Source organism: Streptomyces sp. NPDC094034, from assembly GCF_040303865.1.
GTDB lineage: Bacteria > Actinomycetota > Actinomycetes > Streptomycetales > Streptomycetaceae > Streptomyces.
Map to the genome: position 1 here is coordinate 1 of NZ_JBEOUD010000078.1, position 19,447 is coordinate 19,447.

Annotated in this window: 17 protein-coding genes and 2 pseudogenes; 6 read left to right on the forward strand and 13 right to left on the reverse strand. The window is 69.6% G+C overall.

Translation table 11 applies throughout. The annotated features are described in order from the left end of the window. Positions 1-123: 123 nt before the first annotated feature. Positions 124-1,050, reverse strand: coding sequence for a helix-turn-helix transcriptional regulator (locus ABTZ59_RS35850; RefSeq protein ID WP_351425040.1), 927 nt, complete (start codon positions 1,048-1,050; stop codon positions 124-126). Positions 1,051-1,410: 360 nt separating this feature from the next. Here ABTZ59_RS35850 and ABTZ59_RS35855 point away from each other — a divergent pair, with 360 nt between their 5' ends. From ABTZ59_RS35855 to ABTZ59_RS35865, 3 genes are read left to right on the forward strand one after another with little or no spacing between them, the layout of a single operon-like run. Beyond that, the gene (locus ABTZ59_RS35855; RefSeq protein ID WP_351425044.1) at positions 1,411-2,445 is read left to right on the forward strand and encodes a zinc-binding dehydrogenase; all 1,035 of its coding nucleotides are present in this window, start codon (positions 1,411-1,413) and stop codon (positions 2,443-2,445) included. Continuing rightward, complete coding sequence (locus ABTZ59_RS35860) at positions 2,442-2,627, forward strand: hypothetical protein (protein WP_351425048.1); 186 nt, start codon at positions 2,442-2,444, stop codon at positions 2,625-2,627. The genes ABTZ59_RS35855 and ABTZ59_RS35860 overlap by 4 nt, the downstream gene beginning before the upstream one ends. Continuing rightward, on the forward strand, positions 2,627-3,511 hold the full coding sequence (locus tag ABTZ59_RS35865; RefSeq protein WP_351425051.1) for an aldo/keto reductase: 885 nt from the start codon (positions 2,627-2,629) through the stop codon (positions 3,509-3,511). The genes ABTZ59_RS35860 and ABTZ59_RS35865 overlap by 1 nt, the downstream gene beginning before the upstream one ends. 228 nt (positions 3,512-3,739) lie before the next feature. Here ABTZ59_RS35865 and ABTZ59_RS35870 read toward each other — a convergent pair whose 3' ends face one another. From ABTZ59_RS35870 to ABTZ59_RS35885, 4 genes are read right to left on the reverse strand one after another with little or no spacing between them, the layout of a single operon-like run. Continuing rightward, positions 3,740-4,912 carry an ABC transporter permease gene (locus tag ABTZ59_RS35870; RefSeq protein ID WP_351425056.1) on the reverse strand — a complete coding sequence of 391 codons (1,173 nt, stop codon included), beginning with the start codon at positions 4,910-4,912 and terminating at the stop codon, positions 3,740-3,742. A 47-nt stretch (positions 4,913-4,959) separates the two neighbouring features. After that, positions 4,960-5,673 carry an ABC transporter ATP-binding protein gene (locus tag ABTZ59_RS35875; RefSeq protein ID WP_351425059.1) on the reverse strand — a complete coding sequence of 238 codons (714 nt, stop codon included), beginning with the start codon at positions 5,671-5,673 and terminating at the stop codon, positions 4,960-4,962. Next, positions 5,670-7,022 (reverse strand): peptidoglycan-binding protein, encoded by a 1,353-nt coding sequence (locus ABTZ59_RS35880; protein WP_351425063.1) that lies wholly within the window; start codon positions 7,020-7,022, stop codon positions 5,670-5,672. The genes ABTZ59_RS35875 and ABTZ59_RS35880 overlap by 4 nt, the downstream gene beginning before the upstream one ends. Then, positions 7,019-7,618, reverse strand: a complete 600-nt coding sequence (locus tag ABTZ59_RS35885) for a hypothetical protein (protein ID WP_351425066.1) — start codon at positions 7,616-7,618, stop codon at positions 7,019-7,021. The genes ABTZ59_RS35880 and ABTZ59_RS35885 overlap by 4 nt, the downstream gene beginning before the upstream one ends. Positions 7,619-7,777: 159 nt before the next feature. Here ABTZ59_RS35885 and ABTZ59_RS35890 point away from each other — a divergent pair, with 159 nt between their 5' ends. Further along, entirely contained in the window at positions 7,778-8,431 is a 654-nt protein-coding gene (locus tag ABTZ59_RS35890; RefSeq protein ID WP_351425069.1) for a response regulator transcription factor, read from the forward strand. Continuing rightward, the gene (locus ABTZ59_RS35895; RefSeq protein ID WP_351425072.1) at positions 8,412-9,614 is read left to right on the forward strand and encodes a sensor histidine kinase; all 1,203 of its coding nucleotides are present in this window, start codon (positions 8,412-8,414) and stop codon (positions 9,612-9,614) included. Before ABTZ59_RS35890 ends, ABTZ59_RS35895 begins: the two co-directional genes overlap by 20 nt. Positions 9,615-10,590: 976 nt before the next feature. Here ABTZ59_RS35895 and ABTZ59_RS35900 read toward each other — a convergent pair. The 5 genes and pseudogenes from ABTZ59_RS35900 to ABTZ59_RS35920 all read right to left on the reverse strand — a co-directional run. Next, a complete protein-coding gene (locus ABTZ59_RS35900) occupies positions 10,591-11,427 on the reverse strand; it encodes a hypothetical protein (RefSeq protein WP_351425076.1) in 837 nt (278 codons plus the stop codon). A gap of 377 nt (positions 11,428-11,804) precedes the next feature. Further along, positions 11,805-12,039, reverse strand: a pseudogene (locus tag ABTZ59_RS35905) (IS701 family transposase); the annotation flags it as partial. 402 nt (positions 12,040-12,441) lie between these two features. Further along, positions 12,442-13,365, reverse strand: coding sequence for an aminoglycoside phosphotransferase family protein (locus tag ABTZ59_RS35910; RefSeq protein ID WP_351425081.1), 924 nt, complete (start codon positions 13,363-13,365; stop codon positions 12,442-12,444). A gap of 36 nt (positions 13,366-13,401) precedes the next feature. Next, complete coding sequence (locus ABTZ59_RS35915; RefSeq protein WP_351425100.1) at positions 13,402-13,647, reverse strand: hypothetical protein; 246 nt, start codon at positions 13,645-13,647, stop codon at positions 13,402-13,404. A 221-nt stretch (positions 13,648-13,868) separates the two neighbouring features. Then, positions 13,869-14,524 (reverse strand): annotated as a pseudogene (locus ABTZ59_RS35920) (IS701 family transposase); the annotation flags it as partial. Positions 14,525-14,701: 177 nt separating this feature from the next. On the opposite strand from ABTZ59_RS35920, the gene ABTZ59_RS35925 reads away from it, so the two are divergent. Then, positions 14,702-15,007 carry a hypothetical protein gene (locus tag ABTZ59_RS35925; RefSeq protein WP_351425084.1) on the forward strand — a complete coding sequence of 102 codons (306 nt, stop codon included), beginning with the start codon at positions 14,702-14,704 and terminating at the stop codon, positions 15,005-15,007. Between the two features lie 47 nt (positions 15,008-15,054). On the opposite strand, the gene ABTZ59_RS35930 is transcribed toward ABTZ59_RS35925, so the two are convergent. The 3 genes from ABTZ59_RS35930 to ABTZ59_RS35940 all read right to left on the reverse strand — a co-directional run bounded on the left by ABTZ59_RS35930 (position 15,055) and on the right by ABTZ59_RS35940 (position 19,224). Continuing rightward, entirely contained in the window at positions 15,055-16,626 is a 1,572-nt protein-coding gene (locus tag ABTZ59_RS35930) for an MFS transporter (RefSeq protein ID WP_351425089.1), read from the reverse strand. 114 nt (positions 16,627-16,740) lie between these two features. Then, positions 16,741-18,081: an aldehyde dehydrogenase family protein gene (locus ABTZ59_RS35935; protein ID WP_351425094.1), complete on the reverse strand. Its 1,341-nt coding sequence runs from the start codon at positions 18,079-18,081 to the stop codon at positions 16,741-16,743. Between the two features lie 126 nt (positions 18,082-18,207). After that, positions 18,208-19,224, reverse strand: a complete 1,017-nt coding sequence (locus ABTZ59_RS35940) for an alcohol dehydrogenase catalytic domain-containing protein (RefSeq protein ID WP_351425097.1) — start codon at positions 19,222-19,224, stop codon at positions 18,208-18,210. Positions 19,225-19,447: the final 223 nt, after the last annotated feature.

Genomic DNA, 19,447 nt, shown 5'->3' on the forward strand with positions numbered 1-19,447 from the left:
AACATCATCGCGCCCAGGCAGAGCGGGCTGACCTGGACGCCGGTGCGGCCGAGCGGTCGGTATCGCATGAAGCTGTTCTCCTCATTCGTGTGGTCGGTCGTTCCCCGGTCGGCTGTTCCCCGGTCAGTTGTTCCCCGGCCGACTGTTCCCCAGCCGGTCGTTCCCGGAGGGGACGACCGACCCGGTGCCCACCCAGCCGGCGAGGAGGCCGAGCGCCTCCCGCTCTCGCGAGTCCGGTTCCGGTGTGTAGAAGTTGAGGCGCAGGCCGGGGTCGGACGGCAGGTCCATCGCCTCGTAGGGCAGCGCGAGATCGCCGACCAGTGGATGGTGAAGGTGCTTCACGCCGGAGCGGTGGAACTTCACGTCGTGACGGGCCCACCGGCGCGCGAACTCGTCGCTCTTGGTCGTGAGCTCTCCGATCAGGTCGGTCAGCGCCTTGTCCTGGGGCGCCCGGCCCGTCTCGGTCCGCAGGAAAGCGACCGAGTCGTCGGCTCCCTTGTCCCAGTCGGCCCAGAAGTTCTGGCCCGCGGGGTCGAGGAACAGAAAGCGGGCGGTGTTGACGGGGCCGCGCTGGGCGAACAGCGGCGAGTCGAAGACCGGTGCGTACAGAGCCCGCCCCAGCGCGTTGGCGGCCAGGACGTCGAACCGCCCGTTGCGCACGTACGCCGGCACATCGGTCATGGAGTCGAGCAGCCGCAGGATCGTGGGCCGCACGCGGGACGCGGTCACGGTGGGCCGCCGGCCCGTCGGAGTCGCCGCGCGGGCCAGATCGTAGAGGTAGGCGCGCTCGGCTTCATTGAGCTGTAGCGCGTGGGCCAGGGATTCGAGCACCGAGTCGGAGGCACCGCCGAGATTGCCGCGCTCAAGGCGGATGTAGTAGTCGACGCTCATCCCCGCGAGCAAGGCGACCTCCTCGCGGCGAAGACCCGTGACGCGGCGGTTTCCGCCGTAGACCTGGAGTCCCGCCTGCTCAGGAGTGATCCGCGCACGACGAGTGCTCAGGAACTCGCGGGCTTCGGCCGCCAGGTCTCTTCTGTCAGCACCGACCATGGTCAGATCCCGGGTTGGTCGTGGACGTCGTGGCCGACCTGGCCGACTCGGCCGACCTCGTCGGATACGGCCCGCCCGCTGCGCTACCGAGCCGAACCCGGTCGGGCGATACCGCTGCGATACGCCTTCGGGCTGATGCGGGGTGGGTGTCCGGGAGCACGCGTGGTTCCTCCTCATGGCCGTGAGTCGTGTGCCGGTTCCTTCACCGTAGATCCGCCCCTGACGTTCTGCGAGGTACTGCCATTACCTGGAAGAGCAGTGACTCCCACCAGCGCGCCGTTGCCCGTTTGGATACGGAAGGTCAAGGGCCGACGGTGCGAAGCCGGGGCCCTGAACCCGGAATCGACCCGAAGGAACAATGTGCGCGCAGCACTGATGTACGGAGCAGGCGACGTCCGTGTCGGAAACGTCGCCGATCCGACTCTCAAGGAACCCACCGACGCGCTGGTGCGCATCACCACGGCCTGCGTGTGCGGCAGCGACCTGCACCCCTACCGCTCCATGCCCGGCTCCGAAGGCCCCGTCCGTATGGGCCACGAGTTCATCGGCGTGGTCGAGGAGGCCGGTGGCGAGGTCAGCACCGTGCGGGAGGGCGACTTGGTCCTCGCTCCTTTCGCCTACTCGGACGGCACCTGCGCATTCTGCCGGGCCGGGCTGCAGACCTCGTGCGTGCACGGTGGTTTCTGGGCGAGCGACGGCGTCGACGGAGGCCAGGGCGAGGCGGTCCGCGTACCGCTGGCCGACGGCACCCTCGTGAGGCTGCCGGTCGGCGCGGATGACGCGCTCATCCCGTCCCTGCTCACGCTGTCCGATGTGCTCGGCACCGGACATCACGCGGCCGTCCGCGGCGGGGTGCGGCGTGGCAGCACCGTCACGGTGATCGGGGACGGCGCCGTCGGCCTGCTCGCCGTACTCGCCGCCAAGCGGCTGGGCGCCGAGCAGATCGTCCTCATGGGCCGGCACCAGGCCCGTACCGACCTGGGCCGGTCGTTCGGCGCGACCGACGTCGTCGCCGAGCGCGGCGGCGAAGGCATCGAGAAGGTACGTGAACTCACCGGCGGGGGCAGCCCGATTGTCCTCGAAGCGGTCGGGCACCGGCCCGCCTACGAGCAGGCGTACGGCGTGGTCAGCCCAGGCGGCACGATCAGCCGCGTGGGCGTGCCCCAGTACGAAGAGGCCCCGGTCGGCTTCGGCAGCCTCTTCGGCCCCAACATCACCCTCACCGGTGGCCCCGCCCCGGCCCGCGCCTACATCGACGAGCTTCTCCCCGACGTCCTCGAAGGCCGTATCGAGCCTGGCCTGGTCTTCGACCGCGCCATCGGTCTCGACGACATCGCCGAGGGGTACCGGGCCATGGACGCGCGGGAGGCCCTGAAGGTACTGGTGCGGCCGTGAACAGGCCGAGCACCCTGACTGCCGTCGGCACCGCGGTCTCCAGCGGCCAGACGGCCGCCGGTCTCGCGGCCCGCTCGGGTGCAGCCCGGGCCGGCTCCGCCGTACCGCCGAGGCCCGCTGTCGTGGCCGTGGTATCGCTCGTCGTGCCCTCACCGGCCACCCGCGACGAAAGGTCCGTCTGATGCAGACGCTCACACTCAACAACGGCATCGAGATGCCCGCACTCGGGCTCGGTGTCTTCCAGACCGCGCCGGAGGAGACCAAAGCGGCCGTCACCGCGGCGCTTGAGCTCGGCTACCGGCACATCGACACCGCTGCCGCGTACGGCAACGAACGCGAGGTCGGCCAGGCCATCCGGGACTCCACGGTGCCCCGCGACGAGATCTTCATCGAGACCAAGATCTGGATCAGCGACTACGGGTACGACGAGACCCTGCACGCCTTCGACAAGAGCGCCTCCAAGCTCGGTGTCGACCAGATCGACCTGCTGCTCCTCCACCAGGCCCTGCCCTCGGACTTCGACCGGACGCTCGCGGCCTACCGCGCCCTGGAGACACTCCTGACCGACGGCAAGGTCCGCGCCATCGGCGTCAGCAACTTCATGACCGACCACCTGACCGCCCTGCTCGACGCCACCTCCGTCGTCCCCGCCGTCAACCAGCTGGAGATCCACCCCTACTTCCAGCAGCACGCCGTACTCGACTTCGACGACCAGCACGGCATCCTCAACCAGGCGTGGTCCCCCATCGGAGGAATCACCTTCTACCCTGGCTACGGCGAGAACCGCAGGAGCGTCCTCCAGGACCCCGCCGTCACCCGCGTCGCCGGGACGCACGGCAAGAGCCCCGCCCAGGTGCTGCTGCGCTGGGGGCTCCAGCAGGGCCGCTCGGTCATTCCCAAGTCCACCAAGCGCGCACGTATCGCCGAGAACATCGACGTCTTCGACTTCGAACTCACCGCCGAGGAGCTCACCGCCCTCGACGCGCTGGAGACCAACCGGCGAGGCGGACCCGAGCCCGAGGCCGTCACACTCGCCGACTACGGCCGTGTCATTCCCGAAGCCTGAGCCATACCCGCGGCAGGAACCAGGGCACAACCAGTCGATCCGCACACGGGCCGCCTCGGCAGCCCGCCAACACCGACACCCTCCCCTGAACGTGACGTCGGCCTTCACCACCCACAAGCAGGTGATGAAGGCCGACGTCACGCCCAGAGGCCGGACCATGTACCAAGGGTGTCGCGTTCGGACCGGCCCCGTGCCCTCGCCGGGGCGATGCCCAGGGGCAACGCGTGATCAGGGTGTCGCCAGCGCCTCCGTCGGCGGCAGCCGGGCCGCGCGCACCGCCGGATAGAAGCCCGCCAGGGCGCCGATGACCAGGGTCGAGCCGATGCCACCGGCCATGGCCCAGACCGGGATGAGCGACGGCCAGCCCTGGTAGGAGGCGTAGGCGATGGTCACCGCGATCCCCAGGGCCACCCCGCCGGCACCGCCGAGCAGGGACAGCAGCTGCGACTCGCACAGGAACTGGTTGCGGATCTGGCCGCGTGTGGCCCCCAGCGACCGGCGCAGACCGATCTCGGAGCGGCGCTCCAGCACGGAGATGACCATGGTGTTGGCCACGCCGACACCGCCGACCAGCAGCGCCACGGCGCCGAGCCCCAGGAGCAGTCCGCTCAGCGTGTCGTCCGTGGCCTCCTTGGCGGCGAGCACGTCGGAGGGCCGGGAGACGGCGACCTCGTCGGGCTTCTCCGGGTTGGCGGTGGCCCCGAGGATGCCCTGCACCTCGGTGACGTGCTCTTCCACGGCCCGTACATGGATCTGTGTCGGGTAGCCGTCGAATCCAAGGTTCTCCTGCGCGTAGGGCCAGCCGACCAGCGCCTGGGTGTCCAGCTGAGGGATCAGCTCGTTGGGCGCGAGCACTCCGATCACGGTGAACCAGCGGCCACCGAGCCACACCTGGATGTCGGGCCCGGCACGGTGCACCCCGAGCTGTCCGGCGGCGCGGGGACCGAGCACCACGGACGGATAGCGGTCATTGGCCGCGTTCAGCCAGCGGCCGTCGGCCAGCTTCGCGCCGGTCGTCCCCGGCAGGTTGGTCTTCGCCGCGTTGACGGCGATACCGCTGGTCTCGGCCTCCGGGATGTGGTCGTTGCGGTAGACCTTGGCGTCGACCTTCCCGAGCGCCGTCACCGACTCCACGTCCGGGAGGTTGTCCACCATGCCCACGGACTCCTTTGGCAGATGGGAGGCGTCACCGCTGAGCGACGGCCCCGGTGTGACGGACAGCAGATTGGTGCCCAGGGCGCTCAGCCGCCTCTCCAGGTCTCCCGCGCTGGAGGTGGAGATGCCCACCACGCCCACCATCGCCGCGATACCGATGGCGATGCCCAGCGCGGACAAGAACACCCGCATCGGCCGGGCCCGCAGCCCGTGCCCGCCCACCCGCAGCACATCGGCCGGACTCATCCGGGCCGGGCGGGGTCGTGCGCCGGCCGTCCGCCGGCCCGCCCCCGTCACCGCCGCGCCCCGGGGACGAGCGCCGCCGTCTGCCCGCCGGTGGCCGAGTCGTGCTCGATCCGCCCGTCCCTGAGCCGCACCTCGCGCGGCAGCGACGCGGCGACATCCCGGTCGTGCGTGATGACGACGACCGTGGTGCCGACCCCGTTCAGCTCGTGCAGCAGTTCCAGCACGGCCGTGCCGGAGCGGGAGTCGAGCGCGCCGGTCGGCTCGTCGGCCAGGAGCAGCGGCGGATCGCCGAGCACCGCGCGGGCGATCGCGACCCGCTGCTTCTCCCCGCCGGAGAGCTGGTGCGGCTCGTGGTGCAGCCGGTGCCCGAGTCCCACCCTGCGCAGTGCCGCCTCGGCGAGCCGGCGGCGCGCGGCGCGCGGGGTGCCGCTGTAGAGCAGCCCGTCGGCCACGCTGTCCATGACCGGGATGCCCGCGGTGAGATGGAACTGCTGGAACACGAACCCGATCGTGCCGGCGCGCAGCGCCGACAGTTCACGGTCGCTCAGCTCCTGGACCGGGTGGCCGTCGACCCGGACGTGCCCGGAGGTCGGGCGGCTCAGCGTGCCCATGATGTTGAGCAGGGTCGACTTCCCCGACCCGGACGGCCCGACGATCGCGACCAGTTCACCGCGCCCGATGACCAGATTCGTGCCGGCCAGCGCGAGGACCTCCCCGTACCGCTGGGAGACCTCCGTCAGTTCGATGATGGGGGACGTCACTTGGGCACCCCCACGTCCATGCCTTCCTTGATGCCCGGGCCCTTCACTTCGACCAGCCCGTTGGCGAACGTTCCCAGCTCCACCGGCACCATGTCCTGGCCGCCGCCGGCCGCCGGGACCTCCAGCGCGTAGCCGCCACCGGGCCGGGCCATCAGCGCGTTGACCGGCACCGCCAGCACGTTCTCGCGGCTGTCGGCCTCCAGGATCACATCGACGGACGCGGCCTGGTAGCGGCCCAGCTTCTTCTGATCCCCGATCTTCAGCCTTACCGGCAGGGTCGCCTCGTCCGCGCCCTGGCTCTCACCGCCGGCCCCGGACCCGGAACCGGCGTTGTCGTTGCGCGCGGTGCCGATGTCGGTGATCTCGCCCACCACGGTGCTGCCGTCCGGCAGCCGGACCGTGGCCTTCAAGCCCTCCTTCACCAGGTCCTCGTGCTGCGGGTCCAGGTCCATGGAGACGATCCGCTCGGTGCCCGTCCAGGTCAGCACCTCGCCGCCGGCCACCGCGCCGGGCGAGGTCTTCAGCTCCGCGACCCGCCGCGCCCCGGTTGCGACCACCGCGTCCCCGGGCCGTACGGTTCCGGTCTCCTCGGCGTTCAGGTCGTCCTGCCACTCCTCGACCGCCGCGGCGGTGCCCGAGGTGTACTCGTCGTTCACCGTGAAGCCGCCATAACCCAGCTCGGCGAGGTTGGCCTCCAGCAACCGCACGTCGGCGCCCCGGCTGCCGGGCTCCAGCGTGCGGTAGAAGGGGATGGCCCCGTACAGCAGGGGCACCTCGCGCTCGTTGACCCGGTACACGGCGTCGCCGCGTCCGAGCGTGTCGCCCTCGCGGGGCACCCAGGTGACGAACTCACCGTCGCCGCCGGGCCCGCCGTCGCCGCCCGGCCCGGACGCGGAGGACGGGGACGAGGCGGAGGACGCGGACGAGGCGGAGGACGCGGACGAGGCGGAGGACGCGGACGAGGCGGAGGCATCGGTGACGGCGACCGGCTCACCGTGCCCCAGGGTGGCGTCCACGGTCTCGGTGCTGGTCAGCGTCAGCCGCTGGACCTTCACGGTTGCCTCCGGCCGGCCGGGGGCGGCCTGCGTCGCGGAGCCGTCGTCACCGCTCAACGCGCCCGTGGCGGCGAGCCCCGCGGCGGCGGCCACGGCGATCGCGACCACCACGATCAGGGCCGTACGGCGGGTACGGCGCCTGCGCCGGTCCGCCGGCGGCCGGCCGGCCTCCCCGGTCACCGCCTGCTGCGCCGCCTCCTGGGTGAGGGCCGGTGTCCGGGCCTCGTCGACCGCGGGGGACCCGGCGGGCTCCACGACGGCCGGCGGGTGCTGCGTCTCTTCGTGCGTGGTCACTGGCCCCCGCCGCCCTGAATCATCATGCCGCCGCCGGGCCAGGTGTCCTGGCAGGCGGAGCGGGCCTGCTGGAAGGCGGGGTCGCCCATGCTGAGGCCGGCGCCGCCGAAGTCGAGCGCCATCTGGCCGCCGTTGATCTCGGGGTCCGGGAAGTCCGGCACGCCGTTGTCACGGATGCACTGCGCCCAGGCGGCGACCTTCGCCGGATCGAGCGGCTCGCCGCCCTGCGCCTGGCCCTCGGCCTGCGGAGCCTTGTCGCGGCAGGCCTCCATGGCGCCCTGGAACTCGGGTGAATCGGTGTCGACGCCGCCCGCGTCCATGCGGACGCCGCCATCGGCCTGCTGAGGATCGGGGAACGAGGGCACGCCCTCGGCGCGCATGCACGCGGCGAACGCCAGAGCCTGGTCGAACGCGCTGTCCGCGGACGGCGAGGAGTCCGAGGACGCCTCACCGCCCGGGGCCGCGCCGGACTCGTCGGAACATCCGCTGATCAGCACGCCGATGAGCAGCAGGGATACGGGAAGAAGCGTGCGCCCGGCCAGGGCGCGGCGGTGTGTCGTGCGCCCGGCCAGGGCGCCACGGTGTGTGGAGAACATGCAGGGAGTTGTACGCCGGACACGGTTACACCCGAGGAACAACCGGCCCGCCCCGGGCCCGCCCTCTGTCCGCCCTGTGTGCCCGGCCCGTGTGCCCGGCCCGTGCCAGGTCCCTACGCGTTACTCCCCTGTTATGCGCCTCAAGGCATCCTGACCCGCATGAGAGTGCTGATTGTCGACGACCACCTCGAACTCGCCGAGACGATCGCCGCGGGACTGCGGCAGGAAGGCATGGCCATCGACCTGGCACTGGACGGGAGGCAGGCACTGGAGCAGGCCACCGTGTACGACTACCACGTCATCGTGCTCGACCGGGACCTCCCGCTGATGCACGGCGACGAGGTCTGCCGCGCGCTGATCAAGCACGGCTGCCGCGCCCGCGTTCTCATGCTCACGGCCTCCGCCACCGTCGCCGACCGCGTCGACGGACTGAGCCTGGGCGCCGACGACTATCTGACCAAGCCGTTCGCCCTGGCCGAACTGGTCGCGCGGATCCGTGCCCTCGCCCGGCGCGCGCACCCCGCCGTACCGCCGGTGCTGACCCACGGTGATCTCTCGTTGTCACCCGCCGAGCACACCGCCTGGCGCGGCGGACGCCGACTCGACCTGTCCCCCAAGGAGATGGCCGTACTGGAACTGCTGCTGGCCGCGCAAGGAGCGGTCGTCTCCACGGAAGACCTGCTCGAATGGGCCTGGGACGACGCCACCGACCCGTTCACCAACACCGTCAAGGTGACCGTCAGCCGACTGCGCCGCAAACTCGGCGCCCCGCCCGTGATCGAGACGGTGCCGCATGCCGGCTACCGCATCTGACCCGGCCGGCCGGGTCCGTATCCGCTGGTCGGCCCGGCTCCGGCTCACCCTCCTGTACGGGACGCTGTTCTTCGTCTCGGGGGCCTGCCTGCTCGCCGTCACCTACATCCTGGTCGTGCAGAGCCCCGCGTCCAAAGGCACCATGATCACCACCACGAACGCCTCCCGCCACACGGAGACACAGGAGATCACCGCCGAGATCTCCTACGTCGCCGACCGTGAACGCCGGCAGGCACAGCGCACCCTGCTCACCCGCTCCGGGATCGCACTCGGTGTCATGACCGGACTCTCCGGCGGGCTGGGCTGGCTGGTGGCCGGACGAGTACTGCGGCCCGTACGCGTGATGACGGACCGGGCCCGGCGGATCTCGGCGCACAACCTCCACGAGCGGCTCGCGATGCCCGGCCCCGCCGACGACGAGCTGAAGAACCTCGGCGACACCTTCGACGAACTCCTCGCCCGCCTGGACATCGCGTTCGACGCGCAACGGCGCTTCGTCGCCAACGCCTCACACGAACTGCGCACCCCGCTGACCCTGCAACGCACCGTGATCGAAGTCGCCCTCAGCACACCGGCCGCGGACGTGAAAACACTACGCGCCGTATGCGAGCGCGCCCTGGCGATCGGCGAGGACCAGGAACGGCTGATCGAGGCACTGCTGACCCTGGCGAGCAGCCAGAGCGGAGTCTTCCGCACCGAGCCACTCGATCTCGCCGACATCGCCACCGGCGTACTCGACGACCTCACACCCACCCGCCCCGACAACGTCACCCTGGAGACCTCACTCGCCCCCGCCCCGACCGAAGGCAGCATCCCACTCCTGGAACGGCTGGTGACCAACCTCCTCGGCAACGCCCAGCGCTACACCCCCGACGGCGGCTGGATCCGGGTAACCACCGATACGCACGGCGGGACACCCACGGTCCGCGTCGTGAACAGCGGGCCGGTAATCCCGCGCGAGGCCATCGAATCGCTGTACCAGCCCTTCCAACGGCTCGGCCACCGCTCCGCACACGCCGACGGACACGGCCTCGGACTCTCGATCGTCGCGGCGATCGCCGACGCCCACCACGCCCGGATCGCCACCACACAGGGACCGCAAGGCGGACTCGACATCACCATCGCATTCCCACAGGACGAAACCAGGGAAAGAGGGAAGGACCGTAAAACAGGGGCCCCGTGAGCCAGGGGGCTGGACACGGCACGCCCGCGAGGGAAGCGCTCTGCGCGGCGCGCCCGCGAGGGAGAGGCACGGGACGCCCGCGCCTGATCCGCCGAAACCCCAAGTACGGGTCGAGGATTCATCGACCCATGTCCTGGCTGGACCGGCTGTCGCCGTCTCCACCGCCCGCTACGAACGCCAACTCCGCGACTACTGGGCATTCCTCGGCTCGCCGCCACCGTCTGCTGCTACAAACGACCCTCAAACTCACTACACAGGACGCCGTCTTATACGGGCTGGGCGGGCTGTTGTCGGGTCTGTGTCGTGGGGCCAACGCACTACGGGAGCCTAGTTCGTCGAGGATCAGGCGGTGCGCTGCTCGCGCTCCTTGGTCTACCTACCGATGCGCGCCCCGGCAAAGGACCTCGGGGGCGTCTACGAGGACGAGACGCCGCTCGACCTCGTGCTGGCCCACCGAGCAGTACAGTTCCTGCCGTCTCCATGGAAGAACGCTCCCCGCCAAGTACGCACCGCAAGGATGCCTGAGGGGGACCTGCCTGCCGAGACCCGTGAGATCAACTACGCGGCCCCAAGCGATCCAGAGAACAGGAACCTGTTTCATCAGCAAGTCCACGCAGAGACCCTGTTCTTGACAGGCAGCACGACGGCGTTTCGGGAAGCGACTCCACAGACTGACCAGGTAGGACATCCACTCAAGGTCCCCACATCCGCATATCACCTGGTCACCTGGTCACCTGTCAGGAAGGCCACGATCACCGGATTCCGTGCCTCTGAACCCAACTAGCCGAACGCCCGGCATCGTCCTTGCCTCGTGCTTGCGGCCACGACTTGAGTCACGGCGCCAGTGTCAGGAATTCCGCCAACCTCGGATCGCACGCAGGTTCTGAGCTTGTTCTTCAACCTCCGGTGTTCTGGGACGTCGAACCTGGACCGCCGGCCATCGAAGTTCGACCGGCTGTGATGTTGTCGGGGGTGTTCATGCTTCTATGCGCAGCCAAGTGTCGCCTGCGCGGAGCCAGAGGAAGCCGTTGCGGCCTTGGCCGCAACGCATGACCGTTCGACCGGGAACGCGAAGCGTGCGGCGGTTGGTCACTGTCCACGTGGTGCCGTTGAGTTCGGCACGTGTGAGCTCGACGGACCGCTTGTTGTGGTTCCGGCGTGTAAGTACTGCCTGGTTGCCTCGGACCGCGAATCCGTCCGGGGCATGGACCGGGCTGGGGTAGCTGACCACGTCTCCGGTTGACGGGGTGATCTGTGTCAGGAAGGTGCCACCTCTGCTGCTGCCGGAGTACCACACGAGCCATACCCGTTCCTTCTCGGTCGCGGCGGTGCAGCCTTCCAGTGGGTGGTCGGGCAGCCGCCCGTCGGGAGTCCAAGCTGCCTGGCCTCGGATGTTCCAGCCCGCGAGGCCCGCTCCCGACTCGGGGTGGCCACCGTAGATGCCTTCGTCGCCGTAAGCCGTCCAGATGCCGCCGTGGACATCGGTGACCAGGGCGGGGATGTCATCGCCGACGCAGAACTCGGCTTCAGGTGTCCCGGACGGGGAGAACACCACCGCATTGGCCGGCCAGGGACTCTCGGCCTCGTTCCGGAATATGCGGCCACTCACCAACAGGAATCGGGAATCCGGGAGCAGGGCCAGGTGGCCTGGCCGCATCCGAATGTCCTTCACGAGGGTGCGCCGCTCCTCCCGGCCGGTGACGGTGACCAATTCACCTGTGAACGGAACTTTCAGCCCCCACCCGATCCACCCCTTGGGGTAGCGATGGCGAGCAAGGGAGCGCCGGTGGACCAGCAGGACCGCAAGTTCCATGGCGGGCCCGACACTCCACCAGAGCGCTCGGTACCCCCGCACAACATCGGCAGCGGGAAGCCGCCACACGTGGTGTATCGCGGCATCGCAACGAGCAGTCATGGGGCGAAGGTTCATAGGAAGTCACCTCTAGTACTCCAGCAGCGGTTCGTGTCCTGAGCTGCGTCTTCGGTAGTGGTAGCTGCGGGCGATGGCCTGGCGGTGTCTTCTCCAGGCCGACCAATTCAGTGCGTGGATGACGGGATCGCGGTCGGCTCGCGGGTGGGGCAGGAGAGTGTCCAGGAGTCGCCGGATCTCTGCCACCGTGAGCGGTACGAGGGCTGATCCGTTTTTGCAGCCCCCTTTGACTCGCCGCCGGCCTGGGCGGCGGGTGCGGCCAGAACAGCGTGGGCGAGCATGGCCAGGGTGATGTGCCGATACCAGCCGACATAGCGGCGGACCTCGTACTCGTCCAGGCCGCATTCGTTCTTCGCGGCCTGGAAGCATTCCTCAATCGCCCAGCGGGAGCCGGCGATCCGGGCCAGCTCGGCGGCCTCGACGCCGGCGAGTGCGTAGGCATGGTAGTTAGGCGATGTCGTCGGGATCGGAGATACTGCGGCGGGCCATGACCCAGCGGTGATGGGTGGGCGGGTCGGGATCGAGGATGAGGTTGGCGGACAGTTTGGCCGCGGCCCAGACACTGCTGTTCAGCAGTCACTGAAAGCCGTCCGGGGTGCGGTGACCTGCCCACTCAGCAAGTTGCCAGCCGTTCCTGCGTGTCGCCCGTCCCAGCAGACCGCGGACGTAATCCCGCATCCGCCACCGCAGATCCGCCCGAGCGAACCGGCCCGCCACCCCAGCGAACACCGACTCCAACTCATCAGCCCAGTCAGCGACTTCCGACATCCCCTCCATACAAGGACAACGACAACCACCAGCTCAGGACACGAACCGCTGCTGGAGCGCTAAGGAAAGGGTAACGATCTTCAACTCTCAGCTTCGACGCAATTCAGCAGCACTCGTGAACGCCCCGATTCAGGCTTGCTGCGCAACGTCCTCAGCCAGCTCGGCGAGGGTTCGCTCTGCCAGCGACCGCACCTCCGGCGTGCTGTCGGCCCCGGCGAGGGTGATTGCCGCCTTCCAGGCCGCCCAACCCTGAGCGCGGTGCCAGGTGTCCTGATCCAGACCCGCCGCGCGGACGAACAGCGGACGCGTCTCGCGGTCGAACATCGTCCACGCGGCCACCAGATCGCAGGCGGGGTCCCCGACGGCGGAGCAACCGAAGTCGATGACCGACGAGAGCCGCCCCTCGCTCAGCAACAGGTTTCCGGGCGCGATGTCGCCATGCAGCCACACCGGTGCCTCAACCCACCAAGACTTCGTGGCGCGGCGGACGCACCGCTCGCCCATCTCCCGCACCTCGGGCGCGAGCCCCGCGAGAGCCAGGATGGCCTCGTCGGCGTAGACGGTGAACTCGGCGCCACGCAAGCAGTTGTGTGTCCCCGGCGGCGGAGCGTCCTGCGTCGGTGCGGCACGCAGGGCCGTCAGGAACTTGCCCAGGCCCACCGCGACAGCGGCCAGATCAGATTCTCCGGCACCGGCGCGGTTCAGCGTCCGCCCGGGGTACCAGGCGTACACCGACCACGGACCGTCGAACAGCGGGCTTGGCACGCCCTTGGCGACCGGCTTCGGGATCGGCAGTGGCAGCACCTCGGCGAGCACCGGCAACCAGCGGTGCTCCTTCTCCACCTGGGCGTCGTAACCCCGCGCGCTGGGGATCCGAACCGCAAGGTCGGAGCCAAGGCGGAACGTTCGGTTGTCCCAGCCCTGCGGCTCGACCGGGTAAAGCGGCAGCTCGGCCCACCGGGGGAACTGCTCGCGCACGAGCCGGCGCGCGAGATCGAGGTCGGGAACCGGCCGCTCGGCGGTGGGCACGGAACTGTCCTGGCTGACGCTCATGGCGGGATCTCCTGCGGAGGTGTCGGTCACGGTCGATCACTGGTCACGGTCGGTCAGCGGCCCGGGACGGCTCTGGCTGGCCGGGCATAGCGGGCTTCGGCGGACGGGCCCCGCCTCACCGTAGCGGCTGAAGCCGGGGACCAGCAGCGTAAGGGATCCGGCGAGCAGGAACACCACAGCACCCAGCCCGGCCACGGCCCCTACCCCGACAACCGCCGTGGCGGGCACAGCCCCGGCCATCCCGACGGGCTCCACGATCCGGGTGACGGCGGCGGCAGCCATCGTGCGCGCAGGATGGTGCGCAGCGCGCTGATGCCGGCACCGTCCTGGGATCCCGCAGTTGTCTTCGCCCGAGGCAGGGCGGGGGTGCAGACAGCGGCGAGGACGAACGCGCCGATTTGCGCCATCAGCAGGCCGTTTGCTGACCACAGGGCGATCGCCACACCACCGATGGCGGGCGCGACGATGCCGATGATGTTCTGCGGCCCTACCACCGTTCCCTGTGCGCGGGAGGCGATCTGGTGGTCACGGGCGACGGCGAGTACGTAGCCGACCCTGCCGTTTCTCCAGGGCGGTGCGCATGTGCGGGTTGGCTCCGTAGACCTCGTCGCCGGCCACCCAGGATGTGCGGACGCCGGCATCCAGCGCGCGGGTGATCATACGGACTGTGAGGGCGGGTTTCGTGGCGAAGGCGAGGCTGTCGGGTATCCCGGCGGCCTGGCAGCGGGCCGTGTCCTCGGTCCACGAACGCGGAACATACAGTTCCCGGTCTGTCGCCGCATGCCCGATCGGAGTCGAGTAGGCAAGGTAGACGGCGACCTGGGAGTTCTCGATGCGCCCGGCAGTGCCGGTGTACTGGCGCTGCACCCCCACCGTGCCCATGCCCTTCCTCAGGTCGCCGGTCTCATCCACGACCAGCACCGCATCGTCGTGGTGCAGGTGCTCGACGACGAAGCCGCGGAGGTCATCGCGTACCGGCGTCGGCATCCCACCTGGCCCTCGACAGCAGGTGTTGCGGACCGTACGGGTTCGCGTCGCCGGCCTGCTCGGCGAGTGTCCGGCAGTTCTTGCGCGGCGGGTCCGACAAGAGTCCGAGCACGAACGCCCGTGCCCGGCGCCGAGGTTCTACCCGGCTGAACCGTCCCGCGATACGGTCCATCAGGACCTCGAACGCTTTCTGCCAGCGGGCAGATCTATGCTGTGGCCTGCGGCCACCGACTGATCTTCTGTCTTCACACACCGATGATCACCGGTGGCCGCACCCGTTCCCGGACCGGCCCCGACCACCAAGATCAGGATCTGGGCCCGAGCGTCAACTCTGGAGTTGAATCGGCTGATGGACATGTCCTCCCGAGAGATCCGCATGCCCCTCAGCGAGATCGTCGAAGTACTCCAGGACTTGAACGAGTTCGTCGTTTCCCTCGACCGACTCGGATCCCGCCAGGCATCCGGAGCCGCCGACGAATACACAGTCGGCACATTCATCGCCGACTGGGATGTCGCTCGCCGATTGGCCCGCGCCCGAGGCATCATCAGCGTCGCTCTGGATGCACAACTGAGCGAGGAAGACAACGCCGAGATCGACGCCCTGTGCGACCAGGGCCGCTTCTACGGCACGGCCGGCGCCAACAGCCCCTCCTGACCAGTCCAGCAGCAAGCGCATCGGACCGGACCAATCGAGGCGGGGATTCAGACCGGCCCGGCACCTGGTACTCGACCAGCAAGATCGCGATCTACAGCTGGAGTACTACTGTAGGCGTGTTTGCGCACGAAGAGCACGGCGGCCACTGCGGCGAGGAGGGCTCCGACGGCCGGGATCAGGACGGCGAGGTGGAGCGCTGAGGTGAAGGCGTCCGCGAAAGCGGCCGTGACGTCGTCGCGGATTCCGGCGGGGACGGCGGCGATCGGGGTGCCGGAGGCTATGCCGTCGGTGATGTCCCGGGTGGCTTCGGTGGGGACTCCGTGCCGGGTGAGCTGGTCCGGCAGCCGGTTGATCAGTCCGCTGGTGACGATGGTCCCGGTGACGCTGGCGCCGAGAGTGTTGCCGATCTGCCGGAAGAGGTTGACGGTGCCGCTGGCCATGCCTGCCTCGGCCGGGGGGACGCTGACGACAGCGGCGGCGGTGCTGGGCGGGAGGACCAGGGCCGCGCCCGCGCCGAAGACCCCCAGGTAAAGGCCGATCAGTGCCGCGGAGGTGTGTGCGGTCTGGGTGAGCATCAGCAGCGTTCCGGTGGCTGCGATCAGGGAGCCGACGGTGAGGGTGACTTTGAAGCCGAGTCTGCCGACGACCCGGCCCGCCACGGCGCTGACCAGCAGATAGGTGCCGGTCACCGGGAGGGTGAGCAGGCCGGTCTCCAGGATCGATTCGTGGCGGACCCGCTGGAAGTACAGGACCTGGGCGATGGCCATGCCGACGAACGCGTACTGGGCGACCAGGGCGACCAGGTTGGCCGCCGTGAAGGAGGGGTTGCGGAACAGCCGCAGGTGGAGCATCGGTGTGCGGCTGCGGCTCTCGACGCCCAGGAAGGCGGCGAGGACCAGGACGAACCCGGCGAAGGACCAAAGGACTTCGGGGGTGCCGAAGCCCGCGTAGCCGCCCTGGATGACGGCGAAGTTCAGCAGGGCGATGGCGACGACGGTCAGGGCGAGACCTGGCGGGTCCAGGTGCCGTCCGGGCTGACGGCTCTCGGTGACATGGCGGGGGGTGAGGGCCAGGATCACCACCGCCAGCACGACGTTGACCAGGAATGCCGCGTGCCAGGAGAAGTACAGCAGGACCGCGCCGGCGAGGATCGGGCCGAGGGCGAGGCCCAGGCCGGAGACGGCGACCCAAATGCCCACTGCGGTGGTCCGTGCGTGGGCGTCCTTGAAGGAACTGGTGACGATCGCCAGGCTGGTGGGCAGGATGGCCGCGCCGCCCAGGCCCATGATCGCCTGCCCGGCGATGATGACGGCCGCCGAGGGTGCCAGGAAGACCAGGAGGCTGCCCAGTCCGAGCAGCAGGGCACCTCCGGTGAAGACCCGGCGGCGGCCGAGGATGTCGCCGAGCGTGCCGGCGGCCAGGACGAAGCAGGCCACCATCATCGCGTAGATGCTGGCGATCCAGACCAGCTGCGTGCTGCTGGTGTGCAGCGCGGCCTGGACCGAGGCGAGCGTGGAGGTGGTCTGGGTGATGTTGATGAACAGTCCGAGCTGCCCGAGGCTGACGACCGTGAAGCCGGGCCAGGGGCTCTTCGCCTGCTCCGGTGCCCCTGCTGTCACCGCCCGTGCCAATGCGGGTTTCGGTTCTCGTGTCTGGTTCTCCGTCATCTGGGCGGAGGAGCTTTGGGGAGGCATGGCAACCCTTCCACGGGTGAGTCGATGCTGGGAGAAGGGTCAGTGCAGGGGGACGTCGAGGACGGCCTTGCGGTGGCTGAAGGTCTCCAGGGAGTAGCGGCCGTGGTAGTTGCCCATGCCGCTCTCGCCGACACCGCCGAAGGGCAGGGTGGGCACGGTCACGTGCATGACCGGCAGGCCGAAGCTGACGGCCCCGGAGGAGGTCTCCTCGGCCAGCCGGGCACGCGTGGTGTCGTTGTTGGTGAAGGCGTAGGCGGCCAGGGGCTTGGAGCGGGCGTTGATGAACGCGATGGCCTCGTCGAGGTCGGCGACCGTCAGGATCGGCAGGATCGGCCCGAAGATCTCCTCCTGCATGACCGGCTCGTCCGGCCGCACGTCCCGCAGCACCGTCGGGGCGATGTACTTCTCGGCTCGGTCGTGGTCTCCGCCGACCACCGTACGGCCGGAGCCGGTCAGGCCCATGAGGCGCTGGAAGTGCCGGTCGTTGACGATGCGCCCGTAGTTGTCGGCAGCCTTCGGGTCGGCGCCGTAGAGCTGCTCGATCGCCTTGGCGAGGGCCTTGGTCAGGGCGTCGGCGGTCTCCGGATCGGTGAGCACGTAGTCGGGGGCGATGCAGACCTGTCCGGCGTTGGTGAACTTGGTGGCCGCGAGCCGGGCGGCGACGGTCTCGATGTCGGCGTCGCGGTCGATGAAGACCGGGGACTTCCCGCCGAGTTCGAGGGTGACGGGGGTGAGGTGCTCGGCGGCGGCACGCATCACGATCCGGCCCACGACGCCGTTCCCGGTGTAGAAGATGTGGTCGAAGGGCTGGGCCAGCAGTGAGGTCGTCTGCTCCACACCGCCCTGGACCACGGCCACGGCGTCGGTGTCGAGGTAGGCCGGTACGAGCCGGCCCAGGAGTTCGGAGGTCCGCTCGGCCAGCTCCGAAGGCTTGAGGACCACCGCGTTGCCCGCTGCCAGCGCGCCGGCCACGGGGACCAGCAGCAGGTAGATCGGGAAGTTCCATGCCGAGATGACCAGGGTGACGCCGAGGGGGTCGAACCGGGTGTGGGCCGTGCTGCCGTCCGGGAGATAGGGCACGGAGACCTCGGCCGGCTGCGGGGCGAGCCACTCCTCCAGGTGCTCCAGGTAGTCGTCGATCTCCACGACCGTGGTGCCGATCTCGTCGGAGTCCACCGCGGCACGGTCCTTGCGCAGATCCGCCCACAGGGCGTCGGCTATGGCCGCACGGTTCTCGGTCAGCAGTGCGCGCAGCCGGGTGAGCTGCTCCACGCGCCAGGCCAGCGGCTTGGTGCGTCCGTCGGCAAAGGTCCGGCCCAGCCGCGCCAGCAGGGCGGCGGCGTCGTCGGCGGTGAGGGCGGGGTACGGGTACGTGTTCATGATGGTGTTCCGTTTCTGTGCGAAGGGTGAGTTCTGTCGGCGGATGGTGGAGGCCCGGGTTCCGGCGAACGCGGACGACGGGGCCGCATCGATGCCGGCGTTCCGTCCGTGCCTCCCGCGGGAGTGTCAGGCGGTGGTGTCGAGGACGACACGGAATCGGGCCTGGCCGGACATCATGCGCTCGTAGGCGGCGGGCGCCTGCGTCAGCGGCATCACCTCCGTCATGGGCAGGACGCTGTGCCGCAGGGCGAAGGCGAGGTTGTCCTCGTTCTCGATGGAGCTGCCGGTGAGCAAGCCGCCGATGGTCCGGGTGCCGAAGATCAGGTCCGGTGTCCTGACGGTGATCGGGTCGGGGGCGGCGCCCACCACCATCAGCTGGCCTTGTGGGGCCAGACCGGTGACCAGGCCGTTCATTGAGGCGCCGCTGGCCGCGGTGGCGATGATCGCGTCGGCGCCGCCGAGGTCCCGGAGTGCTTGCCCGGAGTCCTGGTCCGTGCTGTCGATGTAGTGGTCGGCACCGAGGTGCCGTGACAGCTCGGCCTTGCCCTGACCGCGGGCTATGGCCGCCACGCGGTAGCCGAGGCGGGCGGCGTACTGAAGGCCGAGATGGCCGAGTCCGCCGATGCCCTGTACCGCCACCAGCCCGCCCGGCCGGATCGGCAGCCGCCCCAAGGCCGTGTACATGGTCAACCCGGCACACAGCAGGGGCGCCGCCTCCAGCGTACCGAGACCCTCGGGCAACCCGACCAGTCCACTACTCCTGACGTAGACCACTTCGGCGTACCCGCCGTCGACCGTGGTCCCCGTCTGCGGCTGGTCGGAGCAGTTGGCGAAGTCACCGCGTCGGCAGCTCTCGCAGTGCCCGCACTGTCCGCCGAGGAAACCGACCCCGACCCGCTCACCGACCCGCCAGCCCCGCACACCATCACCGACCGCGTCGATCACGCCCACGATCTCGTGTCCCGGCACCATCGGCGCGTTCGGGTCGGCACGCCATCCCTCCACCGCCACGGCATCGGAATGACACACGCCACAGGCTTCCACCCGCAGCCGCACATGCCCCGGCTCCGGCTCCCGGACCTCCCGCTCGACCAGGCGGAACTGCCTGTTCTCCGTCACCTCGAAAGCACGGTATGTAGACACAATCTCCTCCTTGGTTCTCAGCCTTCTCAGGTGAATATGACCGGTCACTTTACATACTCGGCAGGCAGCCACCAGATGAAACACCTGGCAGCGGCTGTTCAGGCCGCGCGCCTCCCGCCAATGCCCGACTAGGTCCTGTCCGGTCGATCTTCGCGGGCCCGCGACGCCTGGCACCGCACCTCGCCGCGTTGTCGGAGTCGCCCAAGTACGTCCAGTACATGGG